Origin of the sequence: Bradyrhizobium lablabi (assembly GCF_900141755.1) — a bacterium.
In the GTDB taxonomy this organism is placed as follows: Bacteria; Pseudomonadota; Alphaproteobacteria; order Rhizobiales; family Xanthobacteraceae; genus Bradyrhizobium; species Bradyrhizobium lablabi_A.
Map to the genome: position 1 here is coordinate 6,729,571 of NZ_LT670844.1, position 26,726 is coordinate 6,756,296.

Annotated in this window: 26 protein-coding genes; 10 read left to right on the forward strand and 16 right to left on the reverse strand. The window is 62.5% G+C overall.

Annotation, left to right across the window (positions count from 1 at the left end):
- Positions 1 to 203: 203 nt before the first annotated feature.
- The 4 genes from grxD to B5526_RS31195 are packed head-to-tail and all read left to right on the forward strand — an operon-like array spanning position 204 to position 3,706.
- Positions 204 to 542 carry a Grx4 family monothiol glutaredoxin gene (gene grxD, locus B5526_RS31180; RefSeq protein ID WP_079545630.1) on the forward strand — a complete coding sequence of 113 codons (339 nt, stop codon included), beginning with the start codon at positions 204 to 206 and terminating at the stop codon, positions 540 to 542.
- Positions 539 to 1,093, forward strand: a complete 555-nt coding sequence (locus B5526_RS31185) for an O-acetyl-ADP-ribose deacetylase (RefSeq protein ID WP_079543587.1) — start codon at positions 539 to 541, stop codon at positions 1,091 to 1,093. The genes grxD and B5526_RS31185 overlap by 4 nt, the downstream gene beginning before the upstream one ends.
- A 41-nt stretch (positions 1,094 to 1,134) precedes the next feature.
- Positions 1,135 to 2,421: a serine hydrolase domain-containing protein gene (locus B5526_RS31190; RefSeq protein WP_079543588.1), complete on the forward strand. Its 1,287-nt coding sequence runs from the start codon at positions 1,135 to 1,137 to the stop codon at positions 2,419 to 2,421.
- Complete coding sequence (locus tag B5526_RS31195; RefSeq protein ID WP_079543589.1) at positions 2,402 to 3,706, forward strand: serine hydrolase domain-containing protein; 1,305 nt, start codon at positions 2,402 to 2,404, stop codon at positions 3,704 to 3,706. Before B5526_RS31190 ends, B5526_RS31195 begins: the two co-directional genes overlap by 20 nt.
- A 148-nt stretch (positions 3,707 to 3,854) precedes the next feature.
- Here the strand turns inward: B5526_RS31195 and B5526_RS31200 are convergent, their stop codons facing one another.
- The 7 genes from B5526_RS31200 to purB all read right to left on the reverse strand — a co-directional run bounded on the left by B5526_RS31200 (position 3,855) and on the right by purB (position 10,409).
- Complete coding sequence (locus B5526_RS31200; protein ID WP_079543590.1) at positions 3,855 to 4,922, reverse strand: threonine aldolase family protein; 1,068 nt, start codon at positions 4,920 to 4,922, stop codon at positions 3,855 to 3,857.
- A gap of 32 nt (positions 4,923 to 4,954) precedes the next feature.
- Positions 4,955 to 5,251, reverse strand: a complete 297-nt coding sequence (locus B5526_RS31205) for a type II toxin-antitoxin system RelE/ParE family toxin (protein WP_079543591.1) — start codon at positions 5,249 to 5,251, stop codon at positions 4,955 to 4,957.
- Positions 5,252 to 5,530: 279 nt separating this feature from the next.
- Positions 5,531 to 6,148, reverse strand: a complete 618-nt coding sequence (rpsD, locus tag B5526_RS31215; protein ID WP_079545634.1) for a 30S ribosomal protein S4 — start codon at positions 6,146 to 6,148, stop codon at positions 5,531 to 5,533.
- 226 nt (positions 6,149 to 6,374) lie between these two features.
- Positions 6,375 to 7,154: an acyltransferase gene (locus B5526_RS31220; protein ID WP_079543592.1), complete on the reverse strand. Its 780-nt coding sequence runs from the start codon at positions 7,152 to 7,154 to the stop codon at positions 6,375 to 6,377.
- 196 nt (positions 7,155 to 7,350) lie between these two features.
- Positions 7,351 to 8,130, reverse strand: coding sequence for an HpcH/HpaI aldolase family protein (locus B5526_RS31225; RefSeq protein ID WP_244562105.1), 780 nt, complete (start codon positions 8,128 to 8,130; stop codon positions 7,351 to 7,353).
- Positions 8,131 to 8,223: 93 nt separating this feature from the next.
- A complete protein-coding gene (murI, locus tag B5526_RS31230; RefSeq protein WP_079543594.1) occupies positions 8,224 to 9,021 on the reverse strand; it encodes a glutamate racemase in 798 nt (265 codons plus the stop codon).
- 80 nt (positions 9,022 to 9,101) lie between these two features.
- Positions 9,102 to 10,409 (reverse strand): adenylosuccinate lyase, encoded by a 1,308-nt coding sequence (gene purB / locus B5526_RS31235; RefSeq protein ID WP_079545637.1) that lies wholly within the window; start codon positions 10,407 to 10,409, stop codon positions 9,102 to 9,104.
- Between the two features lie 403 nt (positions 10,410 to 10,812).
- On the opposite strand from purB, the gene B5526_RS31240 reads away from it, so the two are divergent.
- The 3 genes from B5526_RS31240 to B5526_RS31250 all read left to right on the forward strand — a co-directional run bounded on the left by B5526_RS31240 (position 10,813) and on the right by B5526_RS31250 (position 13,693).
- Positions 10,813 to 11,409 carry a TetR family transcriptional regulator gene (locus B5526_RS31240; protein WP_079543595.1) on the forward strand — a complete coding sequence of 199 codons (597 nt, stop codon included), beginning with the start codon at positions 10,813 to 10,815 and terminating at the stop codon, positions 11,407 to 11,409.
- 85 nt (positions 11,410 to 11,494) lie between these two features.
- Positions 11,495 to 12,235 carry a metallophosphoesterase family protein gene (locus tag B5526_RS31245; RefSeq protein ID WP_079545639.1) on the forward strand — a complete coding sequence of 247 codons (741 nt, stop codon included), beginning with the start codon at positions 11,495 to 11,497 and terminating at the stop codon, positions 12,233 to 12,235.
- Between the two features lie 3 nt (positions 12,236 to 12,238).
- Positions 12,239 to 13,693 carry a serine/threonine protein kinase gene (locus B5526_RS31250; RefSeq protein ID WP_079543596.1) on the forward strand — a complete coding sequence of 485 codons (1,455 nt, stop codon included), beginning with the start codon at positions 12,239 to 12,241 and terminating at the stop codon, positions 13,691 to 13,693.
- 34 nt (positions 13,694 to 13,727) lie between these two features.
- Here B5526_RS31250 and B5526_RS31255 read toward each other — a convergent pair whose 3' ends face one another.
- Complete coding sequence (locus B5526_RS31255) at positions 13,728 to 14,477, reverse strand: hypothetical protein (RefSeq protein ID WP_244562106.1); 750 nt, start codon at positions 14,475 to 14,477, stop codon at positions 13,728 to 13,730.
- Positions 14,478 to 14,538: 61 nt separating this feature from the next.
- The gene (gene rpe / locus B5526_RS31260; protein WP_079543598.1) at positions 14,539 to 15,240 is read right to left on the reverse strand and encodes a ribulose-phosphate 3-epimerase; all 702 of its coding nucleotides are present in this window, start codon (positions 15,238 to 15,240) and stop codon (positions 14,539 to 14,541) included.
- Between the two features lie 264 nt (positions 15,241 to 15,504).
- Between rpe and B5526_RS31265 the strand changes: the two genes are divergently transcribed.
- The gene (locus B5526_RS31265; RefSeq protein WP_079543599.1) at positions 15,505 to 16,320 is read left to right on the forward strand and encodes an EF-hand domain-containing protein; all 816 of its coding nucleotides are present in this window, start codon (positions 15,505 to 15,507) and stop codon (positions 16,318 to 16,320) included.
- Positions 16,321 to 16,468: 148 nt separating this feature from the next.
- Here the strand turns inward: B5526_RS31265 and B5526_RS31270 are convergent, their stop codons facing one another.
- The gene (locus tag B5526_RS31270) at positions 16,469 to 17,464 is read right to left on the reverse strand and encodes a P1 family peptidase (protein ID WP_079543600.1); all 996 of its coding nucleotides are present in this window, start codon (positions 17,462 to 17,464) and stop codon (positions 16,469 to 16,471) included.
- A gap of 41 nt (positions 17,465 to 17,505) precedes the next feature.
- Positions 17,506 to 20,286, reverse strand: coding sequence for a PAS domain S-box protein (locus tag B5526_RS31275; RefSeq protein WP_079543601.1), 2,781 nt, complete (start codon positions 20,284 to 20,286; stop codon positions 17,506 to 17,508).
- Between the two features lie 278 nt (positions 20,287 to 20,564).
- On the opposite strand from B5526_RS31275, the gene B5526_RS31280 reads away from it, so the two are divergent.
- Complete coding sequence (locus B5526_RS31280; protein ID WP_079543602.1) at positions 20,565 to 20,975, forward strand: response regulator; 411 nt, start codon at positions 20,565 to 20,567, stop codon at positions 20,973 to 20,975.
- 74 nt (positions 20,976 to 21,049) lie between these two features.
- On the opposite strand, the gene B5526_RS31285 is transcribed toward B5526_RS31280, so the two are convergent.
- From B5526_RS31285 to B5526_RS31305, 5 genes are all read right to left on the reverse strand, one after another.
- The gene (locus tag B5526_RS31285) at positions 21,050 to 22,168 is read right to left on the reverse strand and encodes a branched-chain amino acid ABC transporter substrate-binding protein (protein ID WP_079543603.1); all 1,119 of its coding nucleotides are present in this window, start codon (positions 22,166 to 22,168) and stop codon (positions 21,050 to 21,052) included.
- A gap of 131 nt (positions 22,169 to 22,299) precedes the next feature.
- Complete coding sequence (locus tag B5526_RS31290) at positions 22,300 to 23,046, reverse strand: ABC transporter ATP-binding protein (protein ID WP_079543604.1); 747 nt, start codon at positions 23,044 to 23,046, stop codon at positions 22,300 to 22,302.
- The gene (locus B5526_RS31295; RefSeq protein WP_079543605.1) at positions 23,043 to 23,876 is read right to left on the reverse strand and encodes an ABC transporter ATP-binding protein; all 834 of its coding nucleotides are present in this window, start codon (positions 23,874 to 23,876) and stop codon (positions 23,043 to 23,045) included. Before B5526_RS31295 ends, B5526_RS31290 begins: the two co-directional genes overlap by 4 nt.
- The gene (livM, locus tag B5526_RS31300) at positions 23,873 to 25,198 is read right to left on the reverse strand and encodes a high-affinity branched-chain amino acid ABC transporter permease LivM (RefSeq protein WP_079545641.1); all 1,326 of its coding nucleotides are present in this window, start codon (positions 25,196 to 25,198) and stop codon (positions 23,873 to 23,875) included. Before livM ends, B5526_RS31295 begins: the two co-directional genes overlap by 4 nt.
- Before the next feature lie 11 nt (positions 25,199 to 25,209).
- Positions 25,210 to 26,127 (reverse strand): ABC transporter permease subunit, encoded by a 918-nt coding sequence (locus B5526_RS31305; protein WP_079543606.1) that lies wholly within the window; start codon positions 26,125 to 26,127, stop codon positions 25,210 to 25,212.
- 287 nt (positions 26,128 to 26,414) lie between these two features.
- Here B5526_RS31305 and B5526_RS38570 point away from each other — a divergent pair, with 287 nt between their 5' ends.
- Positions 26,415 to 26,570 carry a hypothetical protein gene (locus tag B5526_RS38570; protein ID WP_172842155.1) on the forward strand — a complete coding sequence of 52 codons (156 nt, stop codon included), beginning with the start codon at positions 26,415 to 26,417 and terminating at the stop codon, positions 26,568 to 26,570.
- The last annotated feature ends 156 nt before the right edge of the window (positions 26,571 to 26,726 follow it).

The following is a 26,726-nucleotide window of genomic DNA, read 5'->3' on the forward strand; positions in this document are numbered from 1 at the left end:
GCCTCCTCAGGCTATGATATTGTTACCGTCAGGCTATGAAACCTCTTGGGATAAATCCGCCGATCGAACCCGGCGCATGCCTGATGCGTCCCATTTTGCTTTGGTTGTCCAAAGGTTTGGGGTACATATATGACAGTACCGGGTTCAACGGGCTGGCGCCCGAAGGCTATCCCGCAAGGGGAGTGCCGCAAAAGGAAGTGAAGATGAGCATCGAACAATTTATCGACAGCGAAGTGAAGTCGAACGACGTCGTGTTGTTTATGAAGGGGACGCCGCAGTTTCCGCAGTGCGGTTTTTCCGGGCAGGTGGTGCAGATTCTCGATCATGTCGGGGTCGGCTATAAGGGCCTCAACGTGCTGGAATCTCCCGAGCTGCGCAACGGCATCAAGACCTATTCCAACTGGCCGACCATTCCGCAGCTCTATGTCAAAGGCGAGTTCGTCGGCGGCTGCGACATCATCCGTGAGATGTTCCAGGCCGGCGAGCTGCAGCAGCTGTTCGCCGACAAGGGCGTCACGGTCACAGCACCGGCCTCCGCCTGAGTTTTGTGGCGCGCCAGATCGGCCCGGCGCGGCTCGAGGTCATCGTCGCCAATATCACGAGTTTAAGCGTTGACGCCATCGTCAACGCCGCCAACAGTTCGCTACTTGGCGGCGGTGGCGTGGATGGCGCAATTCATCGCGCGGCCGGGCCTGAGCTTGTTTCCGAATGCCGCATGCTGCATGGCTGCAAAACCGGCAATGCCAAAATCACCAGGGGTTATCGCCTGCCGGCGCGGCATGTGATTCATGCCGTCGGCCCGGTCTGGAACGGGGGGAGCCTCGGCGAAGATGAGCTGCTGGCGTCCTGCTACCGACGCGCAATCGAACTATGCCAGGCCCATGGCCTCGCCTCCGTTGCGTTTCCAGCCATTTCTACCGGCATCTACCGTTTCCCCGGCGATCGCGCGGCGCGGATTGCGGTCTCGACGACGGTCGACGCACTTGCCGCGGCGCCTGCGGTTACCCGAGTGATCTTCTGCTGCTTCTCGGACGCCAGCGCCGCCCTGCATGCACAGGCGATGGCGGATGTCGGCAGCCCTTGTGCCGATTGAGCCGACCGCTACACTCCCTCGGATTTTCCTTGGGAGGGGATATGAATTCACATCATGTGTTGAGGTCGATTTTCGGTGCGGCGCTATTGACGATTGCGGCGGCGCCGTCGGTCCGCGCGGAAGGCACTTTCGATATTCCGCCAGGCGCGCATTTCAATCAGCAAAAGCTCGAGCGGGTCGGCGACTATCTGCGCGAACAGGTCGCGAACGGCAAAATCCCGGGCGCGATCGTCTTGATCCAGCAGCATGGCAAGCCGGTCTATCATGAATTCTTCGGCGTCCGCGACGTCGCGACCAAATTGCCGATGACCGACGACACCATCTTCCGCCTGTTCTCGATGACCAAGCCCATCACCAGCGTGGTGGCGATGCAGTTGATCGAGGAAGGCAAGTTTCGCCTGGACGATCCCGTGGCAAAGTACATTCCCGCCTTTGCCGACGTCAAAGTCGGCGTTGAAAAGAAAGCGGAAGACGGTACGCCGACATTCGAACTGGTGCCGCCAATCCGGCCGCCGACCATCCTCGACCTGATGCGCCAGACCTCGGGCATCACCTATGGATTTTATGGCTCCAGCCTCGTCCGCAAGGCCTATGCCAAGGCCGACATCTACGCGGCCGATTTCGATAATGCCGAATTCGCCGAGCGGATCGCAAAATTGCCGCTTGCCGAGCAACCGGGCACGCTTTGGGACTACGGCCACTCGACCGACATTCTCGGACGGATCATGGAGCTGGTGTCGGGAAAATCATTGCTCGAGATCGAGCGCGAAAAACTGCTCGGGCCGCTCGGCATGACCGCGACCACTTTTTATGTCACCGATCCCGAAAAGAAGCCGCTGATCGCCAAGCCGATGCCGAACGACAGCGATTTCCGCGTTGGATTCATCGCTTATGCCGATGTCCCGATGAAATGGGAATCCGGCGGCGGCGGCATGGTCTCGACCATGGCGGACCTCGCCCGCTTCGCGCAGATGATACTCGACGGCGGCAAACTCGACGGCAAGCAATACCTTAAGCCAGAGACGTTCAAGCTGATGACGACGGACCAGGTCGGTCCGGGCTCGGGGGTGGGGCGCGACTATTTCTATTTCCCCGGCGACGGTTTTGGTTTTGGACTTGGTTTCGGCGCGCGCACCGATCCCGGCAATGCAAAACCTCCGCCGGCGGGATCGCTCGGCGAACTGAAATGGGACGGCGCCAGCGGCTGCTATTTCGTAATCGACCGCAAGCAGGACATGTTCTTCGTGTTGCTGGAGCAGACACCCTCGCAACGCCAGATCATCCAGCCGGCGGTCAAGAAGCTGATCTATGAAGCGATGGAGAACTGACGGATTCGCGCGCCGGCGCGGCATCGCGGCAGCGTTTGCGCTTCTGCTCGCCGCGCTTGTTGTCGGACAGCAGAACGCTGGCAATGCGGAATCGCAATCTTCCGCACCGGCGAGTTTTTCGCGCGAAAAACTGGCGCGCGTCGGCGACTATGTCCGCACCGAAATCGCAACCGGCAAGATCCCCGGTGCGATCATCCTGATCCAACAACACGGCCAGCCGGTCTATTTTGAAAACTTTGGCGTGCGTGACGTCGAAAGCAAGCGTCCGATGACCGCGGACACGATCTTTCGGCTTTATTCGATGTCGAAGCCGATCACGTCAGTCGCCGCGATGATGCTGGTCGAGGACGGCAAGCTCTCCCTTGATGATCCCGTGTCGAAATACATTCCGGCGTTTTCCGACGTGAAAGTCGGCGTCGAGAAACCGGATGAAAACGGCAGGGCGGCCCTTGTGCTCGAACCGGTCAAGCGTCCGATCACGATTGAGGATTTGTTGCGCCACACATCCGGTCTTACTTACGGTTTTTACGGCGACAGCGCAGTGCGAAAACTCTATGCGCAGGCCGATCTGTTCAACAGCGACATGACCAACGCCGAGTTTGCCGATCGGATCGCGAAACTGCCGCTGGCGGAGCAACCGGGAACGCGATGGGACTACGGTCATTCGACCGACGTGCTTGGCCGCGTCATTGAAGTGATATCGGGACAATCATTGTTTCAGTTCGAGAAGCGGCGGCTGCTCGATCCCCTCGGGATGACCGACACCGCGTTCTACGTCGCGGATGCGGCAAAGCGGTCACTTATCGCCGAGCCGATGCCCGAGGATCGGGCGATCAGTCCGCTGACTCGAATCTCGGATCCCATGATGCCGCGGCGCTGGGAATCCGGCGGCGCGGGTATGGTCGGCACCGTCGGCGACTACGCGCGTTTTGCGCAAATGCTGCTGGCCGGCGGGACGCTGGACGGCAAGCGCTACCTCAAACCCGAGACGATCGCCTTGATGACATCCGACCATATCGGGCCGGAGACGAAGATTGCCCGCGATTATTACTACCATCCGGGCGCGTACAGCGGATTTGGCCTCGGCTTTGCGGTGCGCACTTCGACGCCGCCGAATACGTCGTGGCCGCTGGGGGAATATCGCTGGGACGGTGTCGCCGGGACGTTCTTCTTTATCGATCCGACGGACGACATGTTCGTGGTCTTCATGGTGCAGACACCATCGCAGCGCGGACGAATTCAACTGGAGCTGAAGACGCTGATCTATGAGGCGCTCGGGAAGTGATTGTGACTTAATTACCGTCATCGCGAGCCAACGGGTCGGCGCAAAGCGCCGCCCGATGATAAACTCCGCGAAGCAATTCATGGCGCGGCATCGTAACAATGGATTGCTTCGTCGCTTCGCTCCGCGCAATGACGACAAATGGGACCGTCTATGCCTTCCGCACAATCTCGCGCACCATTCCGACCGTTTCCTCGATCATCGCGGCGGTGACATCGAGATGCGTGCATGCGCGAATCCGGCCGTCCATCATGGCGAGCAATACGCCGCGCTGGCGCAAGGCAGCGACCATCTTCTCGCCGCTGACGCCGGTGCCGTCGGGGGTGAAGAACACGAGATTGGTTTCGGGCTCTTGCACCTCAATCCCGGCAATCTGGGCCAGCCCCCGCGCCAGCGCGCGGGCGTTGGCGTGATCGTCGGCGAGGCGGTCGACGTGATGGTCGAGCGCATAGACGCAAGCGGCGGCGCAAATGCCGGCCTGGCGCATCGAGCCTCCGAGGCGTTGTTTCCAGCGCCAGACCTCGTCGATGAAGTCGCGGGAGCCGGCGATGACCGCGCCGACCGGGGCGCCGAGCCCCTTGGAAAAATCGATCCAGGCCGAATCCCAGCCCGCCGCCATGTCGTGCGCGGTGATGCCGGTCGCGACGGTGGCATTGAGCAGCCGCGCGCCGTCCATGTGGGTGGCGAGCCCGTTTGCCTTGGCGATTTTTACGACCTCGTCGAGTTCGGCTTTCTTCCAGATCGTGCCGCCGCCGATATTGGCGGTCTGCTCGACGCTGACGAGGGTCTGCGGCGGCTGGTAGCGGGTGCGCGGGTGCAGCGCTTTTCGAAACGCATCGGGCGAAAACTGCCCGTCGGCGCCCGAAAGCGGCATGATCTGGAAACCGCCGAGTGCCGCATGGGCGCCGCCTTCGCGGGCGATGATGTGGGCGGTCTCATGCGCCAGAATCTCGTCGCCGGGGCGGCAATGCACCAAGGTCGCGGCGACGTTGCACATGGTGCCGGAGGGCAGGAACACCGCAGCTTCCTTGCCGAGCAGATCGGCCACGCGCTCGCACAGAAGGTTCACGGTCGGGTCGTCGCCGATTTGCTCGTCGCCGACCTCGGCCCGCGCGATCGCCTCGCGCATCGCCGGCGTCGGGCGGGTTTGCGTATCCGAGAGAAGGTTGATGCGGATCGGCGCCGCCTTGGGGTCGCGTGGGGGAGGGGTGTAGGTCATGGACTGTGCTCTTCAACTCACGACGTTATCTGTTAATCGAACAGTTGCGGCCTGATATCCTGCGCATAATGAAAAATCGAGCGGATCAAGATGTGCTCGGCTTCTTCCGTATAAAAGATATTGTGCGATTGGAACCGGAAACGGCGGTGTCCCGTGGCCAACTCATCCACCGCTTGGCCGATCCGCGGGAAGTCTGCAAGCAAGCTGAAGGTGCGCTCCAGTCCAGCGTGATAGGCTTCGGCCTGATATGGGCCGAAGGTCGCCGCCGTAAATTCGTAGATGTCGAGTAGTTGGAAGCGGGCACGAACAGAGAGACGATATTCAGCCATTTGCGCGGGCTGCCACGCGCTTTCGTGCGGCAGCCAGAACGTCGCTCATGCTGTCATCGGTCGGCACGCTACAGTCAGGGTGCGAAAGGGCTTCCTGATAGCGTCGCAGCTGTTCGTCGCGCGGGAGTGCAGTCCACGCCGCTAGCTCCGCCTCGGTCGGCGTGGCCGATGGCATGACCCGGGTCGATTTGTCGGTCGTCTTTGGCATGGGGGGAGTATAGCACAACAAAAAGCCCCGGCAAAACCGGGGCCTTCGATCTCGTGCGCCACTGACAAAAATCAGCGCGAATAGAATTCGACGATCAGATGCGGTTCCATCTGCACCGGGAACGGTACGTCGGAGAGCGCGGGGATGCGGGCGTACTTCGCCGTCATCTTGGAGTGATCGACTTCGAGGAAATCGGGCACGTCGCGCTCGGCAAGCTGGATCGCTTCCAGGACAGGGGTGAGCTGCTTCGAGGATTCCTTGACCTCGATGACATCGCCGACCTTCACCTTGAAGCTCGCGATGTTGACCTTGCGGCCGTTCACCTTGATGTGGCCGTGGTTGATGAACTGGCGTGCGGCGAACATGGTAGCCACGAACTTGGCGCGATAGACGATGGTGTCGAGGCGGCGCTCTAAGAGGCCGATCAGGTTTTCACCGGTGTCGCCCTTCATCCGGCCGGCCTCGACATAGATGCCGTGGAACTGGCGCTCCGAGATGTTGGCGTAATAACCCTTCAGCTTCTGCTTGGCGCGCAGCTGCACGCCGAAGTCGGAGAGTTTGCCCTTGCGGCGCTGGCCGTGCTGGCCGGGGCCGTATTCCCTGCGATTCACGGGGCTCTTCGGGCGGCCCCAGATATTCTGGCCCATGCGGCGATCGATCTTGTATTTCGCCTCACTGCGCTTTGTCATCGCGTCCTCTTTCAAGTGGTTGAGTTTTGAGGAAACGCGCCCTCCTGTGCGCCGGGAATTTCCCGGAGCCGACAGGTCTGACCCCCAAAAGCTTGAAGGGACGGACCACGGGTCGCGAAACGCATCGCGGGCCGAAACCGGCCCGCGAGCAGGGGGGTCTTACGGAGAAACCGCTGTCCTGTCAATAAAAACGGGCCGATTTGACGAGCCGAATCGGCATATTAGGTCAGGTCGCGACCGCCCGGACCGGCTTGGGTTCCGCCTGTTGCCTGTGGCTGCGCAATTCGGCGGCGATTTCGGTGTTCAGCACCTGTTCCAGCCGGGTCAGGGCCTTGGCGATCAGGGCCGCGTCGGCGATCCGGTGATCCCAGCGGATCACGACATCGATGGTCTGGTCCTGTTCCACCAGGCCATAGCTGAGGATAAACGGCCCCGGGCTCAGCGCGTGAAGCTCGCCGCCCCCGTAGGCCGCCACCGACGTCACCCCGAAGCTGCCGAAATAATTGGCGCGCTGGCGTCCGAAATTCAGCCCGATCATCCAAATCAGGCGGCGCAGCGGCAGCGGCAGCCTGGTCGCCATCAGTATTTTCCGGAATGCCGGCACCTCGGCGATCGGTGCGTGCTTGGCGTGGCGGATCTGCGCATCCACCTCGGCCAGCGGCAGTTCGTCCGCCGCGGGCACCTTTTGCGGCAGAACGCAATCCTGGCCGTCTTCGACGCGTGCGATCGCGACCATCGCGACGCTGCGCGGCAGTTCATAGAAACTCGGCCATGGCCATTTGGCGTAGAGCGTGCGCAGCACCGGCTCGTCTTTCGCCACCAGCGAGAACGCCTTGACGAAGATGGCCGCCCATCCGGGTGGCTGCGCGGCGAGCGCGCGGGCTTCTAGCAGTTGGCGGATGTTGAGAGGGCGCGCAAGCGAGACAAAGGGCACGCGGATCGATGCGTGCATGAGGTCGGAGACAAGACGGCGCGGCAGTGAGATTTTTCGAACCGTTCCGCGCATCGTTCCACTCAAGTTCCCGCAACAGCAAACCGGCTGACCGGACCGGCCGTTCGCCGGTCCCTCATCTAGCACGAACCGGCAGTTTTGAGGCCAGATGGTTGTTGGATTTGAGGCGTCAGCGCGGCCTGCGGTTGGCGCCCGAACATTCCATAAATGTAAGTATTTTCAGTAGCTTGCCTCGGAGATCCAGCTCGCATCAGCGCTTGATCCCCTCAAGACTCGCAACAATCCCGCGTTGAAACAGCGACCAGTCGAAGCCGAGCGCCAGCGCCAGATAGCCGCGCTCGATCATCCGATTGGCTTGTTCCGCGGTGCGCGCCACCCCGCCGATCGGGACGCCGCTTTTCAGGATGCCTTGCTCGGCGCGCGCCATCAGCGCCTGTACGTCGGGATCATCGATGCGCCCGCGCTTGTTGATGGAGGTCGCGAGGTCGCCGGGTCCGATCACCGCGAGGTCGATTCCCGGGGTCGCCATGATCTCGTCGATCCGCTCGACCGCCTCGACATGCTCGATGGTGATCATGCAGATCATGTCGTCGTCGGCGGTCGCCATGTAATCGGGCATCGAGACGCCCCAGCGGAACGGGGCGTGGAACGGTCCCCACAGCCGGTCGCCGCGCGGCGGATAGCGCACGCTGCGCACCGCTTTTTCGGCATCCGCGCGGCTGCAGATCATCGGAAAATTGATGCCGAGCGCGCCGATATCCATCGGCGCTTTTGCGAGCCATGGCTCGTTGGCGGCAATCCGCACCATCGGCACGCAAGGCGTGCCTGACGTGGCCGTGATCATCCCGTGCGCGGAACCAAGATCGATCGGGCCATGCTCAAGGTCGACAATGATCCAGTCGAGCCCGGAACGAGCCATGATCTGGACGGTCTGAATGCTCGGAATCGTCGCGATCGCGCCGAAGGTCGGACGCCCCTCCCGCCACAGCGTGCGGAGACGGTTGAGCGGTGCCGGCGCAGCGGACGTCAAGGGCGAAGCTCCGAATCGGGGCATCAAGGGAAGGTTGTCGCTTGAAAAGCTATCAGCGCGGCAAGGGGCCGAAAAGACCCATATGCATTGTATTTACGCCCGCACTCGACCGCCGAAAAACGGCATCAAAGCCCGACTCAGCGTGTGCGGCCGTCGGGAGGTAAAAATCATTTCCGCGCCGACGCGATCGGCGTCGCCGATGGGGGTCTTGAGCAAATCCGACACCCGCCGGGCAATCGCCGGCGCCGGATCGATCCAGTCGACCGGCCAGGGCGCCAGCGCGACCAGGCGGTCCATCAATAGCGGGTAATGCGTGCAGGCCAGCACCACGGTGTCGGTGCGCGCCGGATCGCGTTCGCCATCGCCGACAAAACAGGGCTTAAGTTCCGCCGCTATCTCGATGTCGCTCACCTCGACGCCGCTCAGCGCCGCTTCCGCGAGCGAAGCAAGCTCACCGGAGCCGACCAGCGTCACTTCGCAGCCCTGCGCGAAATCGCGGATGAGCGCCTTGGTGTATTCGCGCTTGACGGTGCCCTTGGTGCCGAGCACGGAGACGCGTTTTGTTCTTGATTGCGCGCAGGCCGGCTTGATCGCCGGCACGGTGCCGACAAAGGGCACTTCATACCGCTCACGAAGATGCGACATGACGAGCGTGGAAGCGGTGTTGCAGGCGACCACTACCAGATCGGGGGCGTGCTTCTCGATCAACTTGCCGATCAGCGGCACCACGCGCGCGATGATCCCTTCCTCGCTGTGATGGCCGTAGGGAAAGAACGCATCGTCGGCGACATAGACATAGTGAGCATCCGGCCGCGCGGCCACGATCTCGCGCAAGACCGTGAGCCCGCCCAGGCCGGAATCGAATACCAGTATCGTCGGAGGTGATGCCACAGCTAGCGACCTTAGCCGATCCGCGGTTACCATTCAGTTGTTATCGCAGGTCCCGTGCCATCGCGGGGCCCGCTGTCGGATCAGCTTTCCCCGAACACGCGCTTGAAGATCGTATCGACATGCTTGAGGTGATAGCCGAGGTCGAACTGTTCTTCGATCTCGGCGTCGCTGAGATATCTTTTTACGTCCACGTCTTTTTTCAACAGCGTCTGGAAATCGCCTTCGCCGCGCCACACCGGCATCGCGTTGCGCTGCACGAGTTTGTAGGCGTCCTCGCGGCTAGCGCCTTTTTGGGTCAGCGCGATCAGAAGCCGCTGCGAATGAACGAGGCCACCGAGACGATCGAGGTTTTTCAGCATGTTTTCGGGGTAGATCAACAGTCTGTCGATCAGCCCCGCGAGGCGATTGAGCGCGAAATCGAGCGTCACCGTGGCGTCCGGCGCGATCATGCGCTCGGCGGAGGAATGCGAGATATCGCGCTCGTGCCAGAGTACGACGTTCTCCATCGCCGGCACCACATACGCGCGCACCATGCGCGACAACCCGGTGAGATTTTCCGACAATACCGGGTTGCGCTTGTGCGGCATCGCCGACGAACCCTTTTGCCCTTCGGAAAAAAACTCTTCGGATTCCAGCACTTCGGTGCGCTGCAGATGCCTGATTTCGGTAGCGAGCCGCTCGACCGAGGAGGCGATGACCCCAAGCGTTGCAAAATACATCGCGTGGCGGTCGCGCGGGATCACCTGGGTCGAGATCGGCTCCGGAACGAGACCCATCGCTTTCGCAACGTGCTCCTCCACGCGCGGATCGATCTGCGCAAAGGTGCCGACCGCGCCCGAGATCGCGCATGTCGCGACTTCCTTGCGGGCCGCGACCAGCCGTTCGCGGGCGCGGGAAAATTCCGCGTAGGCGTAAGCGAGTTTCAGGCCGAAGGTGACGGGCTCGGCATGAATGCCGTGCGAGCGGCCGATGGTAGGCGTCATCTTGTGCTCGAAGGCGCGCTTCTTCAGCGCCGCCAAAACCTTGTCGATGTCGTCGACCAGGAGATCGGCGGCGCGGGTCAGCTGTACGTTGAGGCAGGTGTCGAGCACGTCCGACGAGGTCATGCCCTGGTGCACGAAGCGCGCCTCGGGGCCGACGATCTCGGCCAGATGGGTCAGGAAGGCGATGACGTCGTGCTTGGTCTCGCGCTCGATCTCGTCGATCCGCGCCACGTCGAAAACGACGTCGCGGGCCTTGGCCCAGACGGTTTTCGCGGCTTCCTTCGGGATGACGCCGAGTTCCGCCTGCGCATCGGCCGCATGCGCCTCGATCTCGAACCAGATCTTGAAGCGTGTTTGCGCCTCCCAGATGGCGGCCATTTCCGGGCGGGTGTAGCGGGAAAGCATCGACGACTCTTCGGGCATAAGGGGGATTACGACGCGCTTTAGCAGATGGGCGGGGGTGAGACAAACGCTCGGGGTCCCCCGGGGAAGGGTGCTCGTGTCGACGGCCTCCCGGTGAGAGTTGCCCTGTCAATCACGAGATATTGACTGACAGATATTGAAATCTGTTAGTCCCTAGTGTATATCCCATTCCGACGCGCTTGCTGAGGCGTCGCTCGGGGTCACTGGCCGGTCTGGCACGGCCCCGGGACTTGGAAGAGGACTTCGCCATGACTATGGAAATCTTGTATCTTACCGCACAGGTTCAACGGTGGCTCAACAGGCAGGTGGCCCGCCACCTGGCCGCGCAAGCCGCACGGTTAGCCCGCTAACCGGACCCCGACAGCGAGACGCAGACGGTGAACGCATGAACGAGAACGTGGTTCTGACCCCGGAGCGCATTCTTGAGGCTACCGAGGACGTTCTGCGCCGCTTCGGGTTGGCGAAAGCTACTGTCGTCGATGTCGCCCGCGCGCTCGATGTCAGCCATGGCAGCGTCTACCGTCATTTTCCGAGCAAGGCATCGCTCCGCGAAGCCGTGGCAAAACGCTGGCTCGACCGTGTCGACGTCCCGCTTCGGGAGATCGCGGAAGGATCGGGGCCTGCGACCGCCCGGCTGGAGCGCTGGCTGCGCGCGTTGTTTGCCGCCAAATATAAAAGGGTATGCGAAGATCCCGAGATGTTCGCAACCTATTTGACGCTGGCGCGCGATGCGTGTGCCGCTGTGAAGGCGCACAAGGACGGTCTGGTCGATCAGATCGCGCATATTTTGTCCGACGGCGTCAAAGAGGGCGCCTTCGATGTCGGCGACGTCAAGGCCACGGCGCGCGCGGTGTTCGACGCCACCATCCGCTTCCATCACCCCGCCCATTCCGAGGAATGGTGCGATCCGGCGACGCCGGCGCGGATCGACGCCGTGCTGACGCTGTTGTTCAAAGGCCTGGAAGCGCCGCGTAAGCGCTAAACACCCTCTCCGCACGCTCCAGCTATTTTGAGATCCATCAAATCAGGCGCAGACTCGGCCGATATCGTTGGCGGCGGAGGAAACCGTGCTGCTGGCTGTGTTTACCGATATCCATGCCAACCGGCAGGCGTTTAGCGCGTGCCTCGATTTCGCACGCGCCCGCGGCGCGGAACGGATGATTTTTCTCGGCGATTACGTCGGATATGGCGGCGATCCGGAATGGACGGTCGACACCGTGATGGACCTCGTCGAGCACGGCGCCATCGCGGTGCGCGGCAACCATGATAGTGCCATCGGGACGGCGACGGCATCGATGAACGCCGAAGCCCAGGCCGCGATCGAGTGGACGCGCGGCCGGCTCAGCACGATGCAGCGGCGCTTTCTGGCGGAGCTGCCGCTCGCATTGCACGAGGATGACCGTCTCTACGTGCATGCCGAAGCCAGCAATCCCCAGAGATGGCGCTATGTCCAGGATACTTCGGATGCCGCGCGCAGCCTGGCTGCGACCGAAGCAAAGATCACGTTCTGCGGACACATCCATTGTCCGGCGCTCTATTCAATGTCGGCGGTCGCGAAGCTGACGAGCTTTGTGCCGACATCGGGCATCCCGGTGCAGCTGCTTTCCGGGCGGCGCTGGCTCGCCGTGCTCGGCGCGGTCGGGCAGCCGCGCGACGGCAATCCAGCGGCCTCGTTTGCGATGTTCGATACTGTTTCCAGGGAAATCACCTATTGCCGCGTGCCCTACGATGTCGAGGCGGCGGCGAAGCGGATTCGCGAAAACGGCCTGCCCCTGTGGCTCGCCGATCGCCTGTCCGCCGGCAGGTGAGCGATGGGGAAATCTTCGGTCCAACCCGGCGCCATCATCGACGGTTTCACTGTCGGCGAGTGCGTCCATAGCGGCGGCATGGCGACGCTGTGGAGCGTGACTCGCCCCGATATCACCGTGCCGCTGTTGATGAAGATTCCACGGGTTTCCGAAGGCGAGGACCCCGCCGCCATCGTCAGCTTCGAGATGGAGCAGATGATCATGCCGCGGCTGTCGGGCCCGCACGTGCCGGCCTGTTTCGCCACCGGCGATTTCGCGCGCCAGGCATATGTTGCGATCGAGCGCATCGCCGGCAAAACGCTTTACTCCAGGCTTTCCGAGCGGCCGCTTGGTTACGAGGAAGCAAGGGTAATCGCCCTGAAAATCGCGACCGCATTGGCCGACCTGCACCGCCAAAACGTCATCCATCACGACATCAAGCCGAGCAGCATCATGTTCCGCCCCTCGGGCGAGGCCGTGCTGATCGATTTCGGTCTGTCGCATCACAATCAATTGCCCGACCTTCTGCAGGAAGAGTTTCGCTTGCCCTATGGCACCGGGCCCTACATGGCGCCCGAGCGGTTGCTTGGGGTACGGGACGACCCGCGCAGCGATTTGTTTTCGCTGGGCGTGCTTCTGTACTTCTTTACCATCGGCGAGCGGCCGTTCGGCGAGACCGAGACGCTGCGCGGCATGCGGCGGCGGTTGTGGCGCGATCCGCAGCCGCCGCGCCGGCTGAGGGGTGACTATCCGCCCTGGCTGCAGGAGATCGTGTTGCGGTGTCTGGAGATCGAGCCGGTGTGGCGGCATCCGACGGCGTCGCAACTGGCGTTCGACCTTGCCCATCCCGACCAGGTCAAATTGACTGCGCGATCGGAGCGGTTGAAGCGCGATCCGATCAGCACGGTCTGGCGCCGCCGCTTCAATGGCAATCCGACGCGGCCGAAAGCAAAATCCGACGTCGCCGCCCAACTCGCGTCGGGCCCGATCGTCGCGGTCGCGCTCGATACCGCGGAGGAATCGGCTGCGGTGAACGAAGCTCTGCGTGTGACCGCGCAACGAATTATGGCGACGCTGCCGTCCGCACGGCTCGCCTGTCTGAACGTCCTAAAACTCGGCCGCATCACCATCGACCGGACACTGGACGAGGAGGGCCGCAACAAGCACGTCGACGGGCTGGTGGCGCTCCGGCATTGGGCGTCGCCATTGAAGCTCGATGAAAACCGGCTGACGGTCCACGTGCTCGAGGCAGTTGATCCCGCATCCTCGATCCTAAAATTTGCGGCGGCCAATCATGTCGATCATATCGTGATCGGGGCAAGGCAGAATTCGGTGCTGCGCACGCTGCTCGGCAGCGTTTCCGCCAAGGTCGCGGCGGAAGCGCCCTGCACGGTCACCGTGGTGCGGCCGCCGAGGCTGGCGGCGCTGCAGGGGGTCGAGAATGCGGACAGAAAAAAGCCGGACGAGGCGAGGGCGTGACCATGCGGGATCAAAGGAACGCCGCGCACCATCCTCATACCGGGTGCCGAACCCATAGATTAGGCTCAACGTAAACGACGCAATCCTGTTCGCGTGAAACCATCACCGGCACGAGCGCGCCCGCCACCGACATCTCTCCCGATCGATCGAATGGCATCCCTGTCCAACGCGACCAGTCAGCCAGACTGCCGACGATTGTCATCGAATAGGGTGCGATTTTCACAAATTCTCCACCAACGCGAAGGTGAGTTCGCAGCCAGGCGTCGATCGGCGAGCCATCAGGACGCACGCTGTTAACGTAGTCGCGCATCGAGGTGCGTGGTTGTAGATGCTTTTGGTTCGGCCGCACCGGCGCGAACAATTCTGCAAATCCTTTGGCCTTCGCGCAGGCTTTCATCGCGCTCAGTAGCGCCAGCGAATTGCCGCTGCCTCGCGCTTCGGGCAGCATGCTGATTTCCAGCGCACTCAGAGCCGTCGGTGCCCGTCCGGTCATGCCGTCATCGTGAGCCCAGCGAATGACCTGGTCCCAGCCGCCGTCGGGCAATTCGTCGCGACCGTGGGTGTGAAACGCAAATGGCACGCTGAAGGCGCGCGCGACGACCTTGCCATCGATGACGCCGGCGAAAGCATAGTCGAGATAGCGATCAAACATGGTTGGCCCGAAATACAGGCTCGCCGCTGCATCGTGTCTCATGAACTCCGGCCACACAGATTGTAAATCCGACGAGAAAACCAACGGCCGAAGTTCGGGTCGCTCTCGCAATGTAAAGATTTCCAGACCCATGGCGCCTTCCCAGCCTGTGCCATCCTGTCGGCCCGCCCCCCGGGCGACCGCGCTCTCAGCGTTATATCGCTTCGCCGCGCGCCTGCGCCGCTGCATTTCGGATCGCAGAAATATTGGCCTTGTAGGCCTCCATCGTGCCGCCCTTGAACACGGCGGAGCCCGCCACAAAGGCGTTGGCGCCGGCGGCGGCGAGTTGAGCGGAATTATCCGGGCCCACACCGCCGTCGACCTCGATATCGATCGGACGTCCCGCCGTCATCGCGCGCAAATCCTGGATCTTGCCGAGTGCGGAGGGAATAAACGCCTGGCCGCCGAAGCCGGGGTTGACCGACATGACAAGCACCAGATCGATCATGTCGATGACATATTCGATCGCCGTGATCGGCGTGCCCGGATTGAGCGAGACGCCGGCCTTCTTGCCGAGCGCGCGGATTGCCTGCAGCGAGCGATGCAGATGGGGGCCGGCCTCGGCATGTACCGTAATGTGATCGCAGCCGGCTTTCGCAAAGGCTTCGAGATAGGGGTCGGCCGGCGAGATCATCAGATGCGCGTCGAAGATCTTCTTCGTGTGCGGCCGGATCGCCTTGATGACATCGGGGCCGTAGGAAATGTTCGGAACGAAATGCCCGTCCATGACGTCGAGATGGATCCAGTCGGCGCCGGCCGCGTCGACGGCGCGGACCTCTTCGCCCAGTTTGGCGAAATCGGACGCCAGGATCGACGGCGCGATGACGAGGGGGCGTGACGCAAATTGGGCGGACATGGGCGTTTTCCGAAAACCATTTCCAAGTCTTGCGAAGCCGCCTCGCGTAACACGCGCGAGCCTTCCCGGCAATGCGGGCGCGCCGCGCCTTAAGGGGGCGGAAAATTCTGCCGTTGGCGGCATCTATTGCCGGGGCCGGCGGGCCGGCAAGACTCCGAAAAACCCACATTTTATTGGCTTTTTGGCGATGGCATGGCGCTTGCTGATCTTTGAGCCGCAAACGTTAGGGCCGCCTCTCGCGCGGCATTTGTCGGAGTTTTGGTTATGTTGCTTGCCCTTGGTGCCGTGTCGTCCGCACTGGATGCCCTGCAATTGCTGACCTCGTCGAAATCCTCCTCCCCGCAGACCACTGGCTTCAGCCAGGGCGCGGCGAGCCCGTTCGATCTTTCCGGCAGCACCGCGGCTTCGGGAACCTCGACGAGCCCGGCTTCCGGCGGAAGCGGGCTGTCGCAGCTGTCGCCGACCACCCTCAGCGCGCTGCTTGCGGCGCAGAGCCAGTCATCGAGCGCGACAACCACTTCGGCGCCGACCGACCCGTCCGCCGCGCTGAAGGATCTGTTCTCGCAGCTCGACACCAATGGCGACGGCCAGATCAGCAAATCGGAATTCGAAAAAGCGCTCGGCGCCGGCGGCACCAACCTCGCGCAGGCCGACGACGTCTTCAACAAGCTCGACAAGAACGGTGATGGTTCGGTCAGCCTCGACGAACTGAAGTCGGCGCTGCAAGGTTCCGGCGGCAAGGGCGGCCATCACCATCATCACGTCGCCGGCTCGGACGGTTCAGGCGACGCGAGCGGTGCCAGCGGCACCGGCAATTCCAGCGGCACCAGCGGATCGAACTCTGATCCGCTGCTGCAGGCGTTGGCAGGCGCATCGTCCACCTCGGTCACCAACAGCGACGGCTCGACCACGACCTCGCTGACATATGCCGACGGCACCAAAGTGACGATGACCTCGCCCGCGGCATCGACATCATCCAGCAGCGCGACGTCGTCCTACAATATCATCGAGCAGATGATTCAGCGCGAGGCCCAGGCGATTTCGTCTGGAGCTACCGCGTCGCTTTCGGTTAGTGTCTGAAACATATCCTGAATAGGCATCCTCGGCCTCGTGGTTCGAGACGCGCGGCGTTGCCGCGCTCATCACCATGAGGGTCTGAGACCTCATCCTGAGGAGCGTCGCGAAGCGACGCGTCTCGAAGGATGAAGCCACTACGCTTGAAGTTGCTCTAGCCAAACCGATCTTTCCACGCCGGCAGCGCGCCCAGAAAGGGCAGGGCGGTGGCCGCGAACACGCCGCGCGCGATGGCGCGGGCGACGACATTGGCGGCGACCATGCCGAGTTCGGTGAGGCCGATCAGGGGATCGACCGGCTTTTCGCCCGTCGCCGCGGCGAACAGCACGTCGCCATCCATTGGCGCGTGCACCGGATAGATCGCACGCGCAAATCCGGTCTGCGCGATCATTGCGAGCCGCTTTGCCTGAGCCTTTGTCAGCAGCGCGTCGGTCACGACAACCGCGAGTGTGGTGTTTTCCACCGAGGTCGCGGCGGCGCCGCCCTTGCTGCGCATCGCCAACATGTCGGGCGTGAATGACGACGGCAATCCGCGCCCGCCATACTCGCCGCCGATCTCGAACGGTGCCGCCCAGAACCACGGCCCGTCGCCGATGGTGACGGTGCCGACCGCGTTGACCACCGCGAGCGCCGCGACGCGGACGCCTGCTGGCGTTGCGGCCGAAGCCGAGCCGAGCCCGCCCTTGAAATTCGCGGTGGTGGCGCCGAGCCCGGCGCCGGCGCTGCCGAGCGCGAAATCGCTGCCGGCGGCTTTGGCCGCGGCATAACCGAGGTCACGATAAGGAGCAAAGCGCCCCCAGTTTTTGTCGCCGCCGTTCAACAGATCAAAACAGATCGCGCCGGGCACGATCGGGATCACCGCGCCGCGCACCGCAAAGCCGCGGCCCTGTTCGGCGAGCCAGGCCTGTACCCCGCCGCCGGCCTCGAGCCCGAACGCCGAGCCGCCCGAAAGCGCGATGGCGTCGATCGCTTCCACGGTATTGGCGACATCGAGCAACGCGCCTTCGCGGGTGCCGGGACCGCCGCCGCGCACGTCGATCGCCGCCACCGCGGGCTTGTCGAAAATCACCGCGGTGACGCCGGACGCGAGCCGCTTGTCGTCGGCGTGACCGACCCGGACGCCAGCGATATCGGTGAGGAGATTTTTCAACACGAAAGGTCCTTCAGGCCGCGACAGTCTCGAAAAACACTTCAACTGTCCAGCGCCATTCGCATCATTTTCGCGAGATCGGATTTGCGATACGGTTTGGCCAGCAATAGCACGCCGGAGTCGAGACGTCCGTGATGGACGATGGCGTTCTCGGTGTATCCCGATGTGTAGAGTGTCTTGAGCGATGGACGCCGCTTCAACGCCTCGTCGACAAGCTGGCGGCCGTTCATCGGTCCGGGCATGATCACGTCGGTGAACAACAGATCGATGGCGGAGCCGTTGTCGATCACATTCAAGGCTTCCGTCGCGTTGGAGGCTTCGAGCGTGGTGTAGCCGAGGCTTTCGATCTGGGTGATGACATATCGGCGCACCAGCTCATCGTCCTCGACAATCAGCACGACCTCGCGACCGCGCTGGACGCGCGCGGCTTCACGCGCCTCCGCGGCGGTCTGATCGAGGCCGGTCGCCCGCGGCAGATAGATCTTGACGGTCGTGCCGTGGCCTTCCTCGCTGTAAATCTTGATATGCCCGTTGGACTGCTTGACGAAACCGAACACCATGCTTAAGCCCAACCCGGTGCCCTTGCCGACTTCCTTGGTGGTGAAGAAGGGATCGAACACCTTTTCCAGGTTGGCGGCGGGAATCCCCGTGCCGGTGTCACTCACCGCAATCATCACATAATTGCCGACCGTGACCTCGCTGTGCATGCCCGCATAGCCTTCGTCGAGATAGACGTTGGTGGTCTCGAGCGTGAGCTTGCCGCCGGTCGGCATGGCATCGCGGGCATTGAGCGAAAGGTTGAGGATCGCCGTGGTGAGCTGGTTGGGATCGACCATGGCCGTCCATGCGTCGACCGCAAGCTTGGGCGCGATCTCGATGTGCTCGCCGAGCGTCGGATGCAATAGCTTCGCGGTTTCGAGAACCAGCGCATTGACGTCGATCTCGCGCGGCTGCAATGGTTGTTTGCGGGCAAAGGCGAGCAGATGCTTGGTCAGGCTGGCGCCGCGTTCGGCGGCTTCATCAATCATCTTTGCGATGGCGGTGAGCTGCGGACTCTCGGCGACGGCGTCGGACAAGATCCCGATGGTTCCGGTGATCACCGTCAGGATATTGTTGAAGTCATGGGCGATGCCGCCGGTGAGCTGGCCGACGGCGTCCATCTTTTGGACCTGGCGGATTTGTGCTTCCGCGGCTTGCTTCTCGGTGAGATCGCGCCCGACAAAGAAATGCCGCCGCACCGGCTCCGACCATGCGCCCATCCATGTCAGCGTCACTGCCTGGCCGTCCTTGTGGACATAACGCGTCTCGAAATTGCGCATATGCTGACCGCGCCGCGCCGAGCGCATCTCATGGCGCGTTGATTCGAGATCGTCGGGATGGATGAATTCGACCGCGCTGTGGCCGATCATTTCGTCGGGCCGATAGCCCAAGATGGTCATCGAGCTCGGCGAGACCTGAACGAAGTTTCCCTTGGTATCCGTGACCAGGATCAGGTCCTGCGAGGTCTCGAAGATGCGCCGCCGCTCTTCGACCTCCTGGCTGAGCGCCCGCTCGGTCCGTTTGCTCTCGGTGATGTCGCGCGCGATCTTGGAGGCGCCGACGACCTCCCCGGTTGACGATCTGAGCGGCGAGACCGCGAGCGATACATGCAGCTCCTTGCCGTCCTTGCGCACGCGCAGCGTTTCATAATGTTCGATCGCTTCACCCCGGCCTATTTTAGCGAGGATTTCACTGATCTCGTCGCGGCGCTCCGGCGGGACGATGATGTCGATGCGCTGGCCGACCGCTTCGGTCGCGCTGTAGCCGAACAGGCGTTCGGCCGCCCGGTTCCAGGCGGTGATGGTGCCGTCAAGCGCCTTGGTGATGATGGCGTCGTTGGAGGATTCCACGACCGCCGAGAACAGCCGCTCGCGCTCGGTGTGACGGTCCCGTTCCGAGGCGGCTTGCCGGCGCAGTGTCTCGAGCAGGCGGGACAACTGGGCTTGCAGGCCGACATTGTCGATCAACAGCACCGCGAGAACGAAACTCGCGGCGCAGAGCCCGTAGAGGCGGCCGGCATAAAAGCCCAGGTCGAATCTCGCCCCATTGAGCATGGCGGACAGTGCAATATCGAACAGCCAGGCGCACAGCACGACCATCAGCCAGAGGTCGATCACCGAATGTGGTCGCCGGAACCATAGTACCAGCAGGGCCGCAAGGCTGAGACCCCACACCACCGACACAACCCCGATCAAGGTCGACGTGTAGTGTCCGCCGCTCAATAGCGTCGGCAGGATATCGTGGTGACCGGTGACGACAAAGGCCACCGCGCCGATCGCCACGCTGACCGCGATGATGCTCCGAAGGATCGCACCGCCGACCGACCCCTTGATTTCGGGGCCGCCTTTGCCGTCCTTCAGCAGCGCATAGCCGAGCACAAGAAGCGGGAATCCGCCGTGCCAGATCATGTAAAGCCAGGCCGTCGTCTGTGGGCCGGCGCCTAACAGCCCATCCGGCGCAAACAGACCCGGAAAGGTCAGGGCGTGAACGGATGCTGCGGCCGCGGTGAACAGATACCCGCTCGCAAGCAGCAGCAGCGCTCGCGACCGCAACACGGCAAATTGCGAATACAGCAGGATAGCGGTGATGATGTCGTTGATCGCGAGCGCGGATTGGTAGCTCGCGACGAATGCCGGAACCGGGGTAAGCGGCACGCCGGCAAAAGGTACCGCGCATGCGAACAGAACCAATGAGACGGCGACAACGACGAGGGCGGTAAACCGATCGCGGTCTGTTGCCGGCAGGGTAGAGAGAAAAATACTTCGGTCGTCGCCTGCCTGCACGATTATCTCCGGGAAACCGCATGAAACGCGCCACAATAACGCATCCGCCGAACCGGAATAACCATGCCAAATATCAGCCCGAAATCTCTAACTTGGATTTGGCGGCCTCAACCTAAAGTTACATATTCCTTAACGCGGCCAGGAGCCAGAGGGTTCGTTGCGGCGGGTAACCGCATCTTTACTCATACCAGGAAAAACGCGGCCGGGCTGCCCAAGGGTTTGAGCCAAAATCCGGGGTTCCGTTGTAGGCTCGGAGGACCCCCGGTCCGGGAGCCCCTATGCCCCGCATTCTTGTCATCGACGACCAATCGTCTGTACGCAGGATGATCTCCATCGTGCTTCGGGTCAACCATTTCGAGAGCGTTGAAGCCGGAAGCGGCGCGGCCGGGTTGAAGGAGTTCGAAAATTCGAAATTCGATCTGGCGATCGTCGATATCTTCTTGCAGGGGACCAGCGGTTTCGACGTCATCCGGATGATGCGCGAGCGCGTTCCGGATTTGCCGGTGGTGGCGATCTCGGGAATGACGGCGCTCGACTTTGTCTCGGTGGCGCCCGGGCTCGCCAACGTCGTGTGCCTGGGCAAGCCGTTTCGCCCGAACGAACTGGTTCGCGCGATCGAGACGGCGCAGAAATTGTCGCGGCCGTCGGCTGCCGGCGACGTCACTGGCGCTGAGGCGGTCGTTCCCTGAACCGGGCTCGTGCCGGCAACAAAAAACGCCCCGGCGAACCGGGGCGTCTTGGGTCGCGATCCAACGTTTGAGGCTTATGACCCCTTCGGATTGATCTCGGTATAGCCGCCCTTGTCGTCCCATTTGTAGACGACATAGTCGAGCTGCTTGATGTCGCCCTTGGCGTCGAACTCCAGCTTGCCGATCACCGTATCCCAGGAACCGGCCTTGATCGTATCCATGACTTTCTTCGGATCGGTGGTACCGGCTTTCTTGACCGCCTCCGACCACACCTGCATCGCGGCATAGGTATAAAGCGTGTAGCCTTCGGGATCGATGTTCTTGGCCTTGAACTTCTCGACGATCGCCTTCGCCGTCGGCTTGTTGCGCGGGTCGGGGCCGAAGGTGAACAGCGTGCCTGCGCCGGCGGGTCCGGTGATCGAGGCGAACTCCTTGTCCGCCAGCGCGTCGCCGGCCATCAAGACCGTCTGCAGGCCCTGATCGCGCATCTGGCGCAGGATCAGACCGGATTCCTGATGGTAGCCGCCGACATAGACCAGGTCGATATTTTCGCGCTTCAGGCGCGACACGATGGCGTTAAAATCCTTGTCGCCCTTGTTGTAGGACTCGAACATCTTCTCGGTGAAGCCGGCCGCATTGAGCGCCTTCTTGGTCTCGTCGGCGAGGCCCTTGCCGTAAGTGGTCTTGTCGTTGAGGATGGCGACGTTCTTGCCCTTGTAGTTTTTGGCGATGTATTCGGCGGCGACCAGGCCCTGCTGATCGTCACGGCCGCAGACGCGTGCCACGTTCCAGAGCTTGCGCTCGGTGAACAAGGGATTGGTGGAGGCCGGCGTGATCTGCAACACGTTGCCGTCGGCATAGGCTTCCGAGGCCGGGATCGAGGATGACGAACAATAATGGCCGGCGACGAACGGGATCTTCGCGCTGCCGATTTTCTCCGCCACCGAACGGGCCTGCTTGGGATCGCAGGCGTCGTCCTCGACGTTGAGCGAAAGCTTCTTGCCGAGCAAACCACCGGCGGCGTTGAGATCTTCAACCGCCATTTCGGCGCCGTTCTTCATCTGCCGTCCGAATGCGGACTCGCCGCCCGTCATCGGGCCTGCCACTGCGATGGTTGTGTCCTGCGCAAGCGCCGCGGTTGAAAGAGCAAACGACGCGCTTAATGCCAGGCCGATGAGTTTCAGTGATTTCATGAGGTGTCCTCGCGGGTAGATCGCTACGGGAAGTACCGGGCAGGCCGGGTTCGCGGTCATTGTCGGCTGATTTTACCGTGAAGTCATCGCCAATTTTCAGGCAAACCGAAACTCACCTGTCGGGTTGCCCGCTATCCCCGCCTTCCGCCTTCGAGATAGGCAGCGCGGATTTCCGGGCGCTGCAGCAGTTCCGCACCCGTTCCGCTCAGCGTGATCAGGCCGTTGACCATGACATAGCCGCGATGGGCGAGCCGCAGCGCGTGGTTGGCGTTCTGCTCGACGATCAGCACGGTGAGGCCGTCCTGCCGGTTCAGGGTCCGGATTGCGTCGAAAATCTGGCGCGCGATCAGGGGCGCCAGCCCGAGCGACGGCTCGTCCAGCATCAACAGGCGCGGGCGGCTCATCAGAGCGCGGCCGATCGCCAGCATCTGCTGCTCGCCGCCGGACAAGGTGCCGCCGCGCTGGGTCATGCGCTCCTTGAGCCTCGGGAATAGCGACAAAACCCGCTCCAGGCCGGCAGCGCGGTCCGCTTCGCTGCATTCGGTCGCATCGGCGCCCATCTGCAGATTTTCCGCAACGCTCATGCGCGGAAAGATTCTTCGCCCCTCCGGCGCCTGCGCGATGCGCAGCCGGGCGATCTGATGGGTCGGAACGTCGGTGATGTCGCGGCCGTCGAACCGGATTTCGCCCGCACGAGCCCGCGGCTTGCCGAAAATCGTCATCATCAGCGTCGACTTGCCGGCGCCGTTGGCGCCGATCAGGGCGACGATCTCGCCAGCCTTGATGTCGAGATCGACGCCTTTCAGGGCCTCGATCTTGCCATAGGCGGCACGAAGGTTGCGGATCGCGAGCAGGGGGCTTGCGGATGGGGCGGTCACGTTCCGCTCTCCATCACCGCGATCGCCTCCTCCTCGTCGGCGCCGAGATAGGCCGCGATCACCTTGGGGTCGTCGCGGACGTCCTGCGGCGATCCCTCAGCGATCTTCACCCCGTAATCCATCACCACGACATGGTCGGAGATTTCCATCACCACCGACATGTCATGCTCGATCAGGAGGATCGAAGTGCCCTGGCCGGCACGGATCGACAGCAGCAATTCGCTCAAGCTGGCGCTCTCGCGCGCATTCAGTCCGGCGGCCGGCTCGTCGAGGCATAGTAATGCCGGTTCGGTGCACATCGCGCGCGCGATCTCGAGGCGGCGCTGATCGCCATACGGCAGATTGCCGGCGGCATCGTCGGCGCGGTCGAGTAGTCCGATGCGGTCGAGCCACAGCGTGGCCTGGTCGATCGCGCGCTTCTCGGCCACGCGCCAGGACGGCGCGCCGATCAGCCCGAGAAAGGTGAGGCCGGAGGCCAGCATCAGCGCATTGTGCTGGGCGACCATCAGGTTTTCCAGTGCCGTCATGCCGGGAAACAGCCGGATGTTCTGGAAGGTGCGCGCGACTTTTGCCTGTTTTGAGATTCGGAAATCGTTCAGGCGTTCGAGCTGGATTTTCTTACCGGTATCATGTGTCAGCCGTATCGCGCCGGACGAGGGCTTGTAGAAACCGGTGATGCAGTTGAACACCGTGGTCTTGCCGGCGCCGTTCGGCCCGATCAGCGCGGTGATCTTGCGCCGCTCGGCGGCAAACGACAGGTCGCTGACGGCGACGATGCCGCCGAAGCGCATCGACAGATGGTCGACGGAAAGGATGCAATCGCTCGTCATCCGTGCCCCTCTTTGACGAGGTCGGACGAAATCGCCTGGCTGCGCTGCAGGTAGACGGTCGGCGCGCGATGGCCGATCAGCCCGCGCGGCCGCCAGATCATCAACACCACCATCGCGATTCCGAACACCAGCATGCGATATTGCTCGAGGCCGCGGAACAATTCGAAGCCGCCGATCATGGTCAGCGCCGCCAGCGCCACGCCGAGTTGCGAGCCCATGCCGCCGAGCACGACGATGGCGAGCACCAGCGCCGATTCCTGGAAGGTGAAGGATTCCGGACTGATAAAGCCTTGTCGTGTGGCGAAGAAGGCTCCCGCAAAACCGCCGAACATGGCGCCGGTCGCGAATGCCGTCAGCTTGGTCGTGGTCGTGTTGATGCCGAGCGCGCGGCAGGCGACCTCGTCCTCGCGCAATGCCTCCCAGGCGCGGCCGATCGGCAGACGCCGCAGCCGGATCGTCACCCAATTGGTGAGCAGCGCCAGTGCCAGGATCAGATAAAACAGAAACACGATGCGATGGGTCGGCGAGAATTCGATGCCGAGTTTGGCGGCAAGGCCGTCATCGCCCGGCGTCAGCGGGATGCCGAACAAGGTCGGCCGCGGGATGCCCGAGACGCCGTTGGGGCCGCCGGTCAGGCTCTGCCAGTTGATGATGACGAGCCGGATGATCTCGCCGAACGCCAGGGTGACGATCGCAAGATAATCACCGCGCAGCCTCAGCACCGGAAAGCCCAGCATCACGCCCCAAAGGGCTGCAAGGATGCCCGCGAGCGGCAGGCAGATCCAGAACGAAAGTCCGAAGTTGGTCGCGAGCAGCGCATAGGAATAGGCGCCGACCGCGTAAAACGCGACGTAGCCGAGATCGAGCAGGCCGGCGAGGCCGACCACGACGTTCAATCCCCATCCCAGCATCACATAGGTCAGCACCAGAATGCCGAGATCGAGGATGTAGCGCTGGTCATAGAAGATCACCGGCACCAGGAAGGTGAAGGTCAAAAGCACCGGCGCGATGCCGCGCCGCGCAACGGCAAGCGCATTTTGTACGGACGGTGGAACGACCTTGACGGTGCCGACCGGTCCCCACCACTGCCGCAGCAATTCGACGATGATGCTGCCGCCGAACACGGCGGCGACGATGGAAGCGAGTTCCGGAAACCGCGTCCAGTAGATCAATTGCCCGGTGGGACCTGCTTCGGTGCGGATGCCGATCATCAGCGAAAACAGCACCAGCGCGACGAGCGCGCTGATCACGGCTTTCTTCAGGATGAAGGCGATGCCCTTGGCGTGCGATACCGCGGTCTTCTCAGGCGCAGGTGCTGTCACGCTGCCGCCCGTCAAACTTTTTCAACTTCGGGCCGGCCGAGCAGGCCGGTCGGCATGAAAATCAGCACGACGATCAGGATCGAGAATGCCGCGACGTCCTTGTACTCGACCGAGAAATACGCCGACCACAGCGTCTCGATCAAGCCAATCGCAAGCCCGCCCAGCATCGCGCCCGGCAGCGAGCCGATGCCGCCGAGCACGGCCGCGGTGAACGCCTTGATGCCGGCGACAAAGCCCATGTAGAAATCGACCAGGCCGTAATAGAGCAGGTACATCATGCCGGCGACCGCGGCGAGCGCTGCGCCAATGACAAAGGTCATGGAGATGGTGCGATCGACGTCGACGCCGAGCAGCGCTGCCATGGTCTGGTCCTGCTCGCAGGCGCGCATGTCGCGGCCGAGCCGGGTCCTGGTCACGAGCCAGGTGAAGATCGCGAGCAGCACGACGGTGGTGATAACGACGACGATCTGCGCGTTCGACAGCCGCACTACGAAGCCGCCGCTGCCCTCATGCAGCGAGTAGCCGCCGGTGATGATCGGCGGCACCGGTTTTACGCGCGCGCCTTGGGCCACTTGCGAGTAGTTCGACAGCACGAACGACATGCCGATCGCCGACAGCATCGGCGCCAGGCGAAACGAGTGCCGCAGCGGCCGATAGGCGATGCGCTCGACCGTCCAGCCATAAAGCGCGGTGATCGCCATCGACACCAGCAGCACGATCAGCAGGATCACCGGAACGACGGTCAGCCCGATCGAGACCAGGATCAGATACGAGATCAGCGCGATGAAGCCGCCGATCATGAAGATGTCGCCGTGAGCAAAATTGATCATGCCGACGATGCCATAGACCATGGTGTAGCCGATGGCGATCAGGCCGTAGACCGAGCCCAGTACGAGGCCGTTGATCAGTTGCTGGGCGAAATAATCCATGCGCTGCCGTGCCCAAGAGTGAGACGCGGCGACGGCCCCGGCAGCCGGAACGTCGCGTCTTGAGGTTTTCTAGCTTGGGGTTTTTCTAACAGTGGGAACCCGGTGCGGCAACAGCGCCAATGTGTACCTTAAGGGCTTGTACATAGGTAGTTTTAAGCTCTTCGGTTCCCTTGCAACCGTCCCGGCCAGGCCCTGCCACCCAATATTCGCCGGCGAGCCCAGGTTCCCCTGAAACCAATTCGCCAGGGTTCGGTTATCTCCCGTTACGTTCAACCAGGGAGATGCCGATGTCCAACCCCAATCAGAAGCCGGGCCAGCAGAATCAGAACCCGAACCAGAAGCCCGGCCAGCAGCAGGGCGGAGGGCAGAAGCCCGGACAGCAACAGCAAGACCCGAATCGTCAGGGCCAGAAACCTGATCATCAAGGCAAGGGAGAGCGTTAATTCGGATCGAGGAACCAAGCGAGGAGCAGGAAGGTCCCGCCGCGAGGCGGGACTTTTCTTTTGTCCGCAGGTATCCGCACGACGCGCTAAAGGTACGCCGGTCCGGTCGCCCCGGCGATTAAGGTAAATAAAGGGTTTAAATTGCCCGCCGCAGTT

Coding starts and splice junctions, on each gene's coding strand:
- B5526_RS31220 (WP_079543592.1), bottom strand. CDS start 7,154: ATGCGCGGAACGGTTCGAAAAATCTCACTGCCGCGCCGTCTTGTCTCC.
- B5526_RS31190 (WP_079543588.1), top strand. CDS start 1,135: ATGAATTCACATCATGTGTTGAGGTCGATTTTCGGTGCGGCGCTATTG.
- B5526_RS31200 (WP_079543590.1), bottom strand. CDS start 4,922: ATGACCTACACCCCTCCCCCACGCGACCCCAAGGCGGCGCCGATCCGC.
- rpsD (WP_079545634.1), bottom strand. CDS start 6,148: ATGACAAAGCGCAGTGAGGCGAAATACAAGATCGATCGCCGCATGGGC.
- B5526_RS31195 (WP_079543589.1), top strand. CDS start 2,402: ATGAAGCGATGGAGAACTGACGGATTCGCGCGCCGGCGCGGCATCGCG.
- B5526_RS31295 (WP_079543605.1), bottom strand. CDS start 23,876: ATGACGAGCGATTGCATCCTTTCCGTCGACCATCTGTCGATGCGCTTC.
- rpe (WP_079543598.1), bottom strand. CDS start 15,240: ATGTCCGCCCAATTTGCGTCACGCCCCCTCGTCATCGCGCCGTCGATC.
- B5526_RS38570 (WP_172842155.1), top strand. CDS start 26,415: ATGTCCAACCCCAATCAGAAGCCGGGCCAGCAGAATCAGAACCCGAAC.
- purB (WP_079545637.1), bottom strand. CDS start 10,409: ATGCTTTCCCGCTACACCCGCCCGGAAATGGCCGCCATCTGGGAGGCG.
- B5526_RS31280 (WP_079543602.1), top strand. CDS start 20,565: ATGCCCCGCATTCTTGTCATCGACGACCAATCGTCTGTACGCAGGATG.
- B5526_RS31250 (WP_079543596.1), top strand. CDS start 12,239: ATGGGGAAATCTTCGGTCCAACCCGGCGCCATCATCGACGGTTTCACT.
- B5526_RS31285 (WP_079543603.1), bottom strand. CDS start 22,168: ATGAAATCACTGAAACTCATCGGCCTGGCATTAAGCGCGTCGTTTGCT.
- B5526_RS31255 (WP_244562106.1), bottom strand. CDS start 14,477: ATGGGTCTGGAAATCTTTACATTGCGAGAGCGACCCGAACTTCGGCCG.
- B5526_RS31305 (WP_079543606.1), bottom strand. CDS start 26,127: ATGGATTATTTCGCCCAGCAACTGATCAACGGCCTCGTACTGGGCTCG.
- grxD (WP_079545630.1), top strand. CDS start 204: ATGAGCATCGAACAATTTATCGACAGCGAAGTGAAGTCGAACGACGTC.
- B5526_RS31205 (WP_079543591.1), bottom strand. CDS start 5,251: ATGGCTGAATATCGTCTCTCTGTTCGTGCCCGCTTCCAACTACTCGAC.
- B5526_RS31265 (WP_079543599.1), top strand. CDS start 15,505: ATGTTGCTTGCCCTTGGTGCCGTGTCGTCCGCACTGGATGCCCTGCAA.
- B5526_RS31240 (WP_079543595.1), top strand. CDS start 10,813: ATGAACGAGAACGTGGTTCTGACCCCGGAGCGCATTCTTGAGGCTACC.